The 554-nt window shown below is 78.5% G+C and carries 1 protein-coding gene; it reads right to left on the reverse strand.

Annotated features, from left to right (window positions below; all coding sequences use genetic code 11):
- Positions 1–554: FtsX-like permease family protein (locus tag EEJ42_RS30930; RefSeq protein ID WP_342778349.1), on the reverse strand; the 554-nt coding region annotated here is incomplete at both ends.

The following is a 554-nucleotide window of genomic DNA, read 5'->3' on the forward strand; positions in this document are numbered from 1 at the left end:
CGTGGACCATGCCGAGCAGCACGGGCGCGGCCACCGCCGCCCCCAGGGCGGCGCCGAGGGCCACGACGCAGACCGTCTCGCCCGCGACGGCCAGCAGCACCTGGCGGCGGGTCGCGCCGGACAGCCGCAGGGTGCGCAGGTCGCGGGCCCGGTCCACGGTGGCGGCGAGCAGCGTGGCGGCGACGGCAATCGCGGTGTAGCCCGAGGTCATGGCGGTCAGGATCAGGGTGAAGATCCGGACCAGCCGGTCGTCCTCGGCGTCGGCCGCGGCCGTGTACTCCGCCACCGGCACCTCGTGCGCGCCCAGTCCGGGCGCGGGCCGGGCCGGTGGGCCGCCGGTGCGGTAGACGACGTCGGCCAGCGCCGAGGGATCGTGGGCACGCACCAGTTCGCGCGGGAGGAAGAGCTGGTACGGCAGGGAGTCGTCCGCCACCGCGAGGACCCGCAGCCGTACCGTGCGGCCGTCCTCGAAGGTCAGCGCGGCGGCCCGCCCCGGGCGCCAGCCGTGGGCCGCGGCCACGGCCCGGGTGACGACGGCCGTCCGGGCCCGCGGC

The organism is Streptomyces botrytidirepellens, assembly GCF_003721215.1.
Classification (GTDB): domain Bacteria; phylum Actinomycetota; class Actinomycetes; order Streptomycetales; family Streptomycetaceae; genus Streptomyces; species Streptomyces himastatinicus.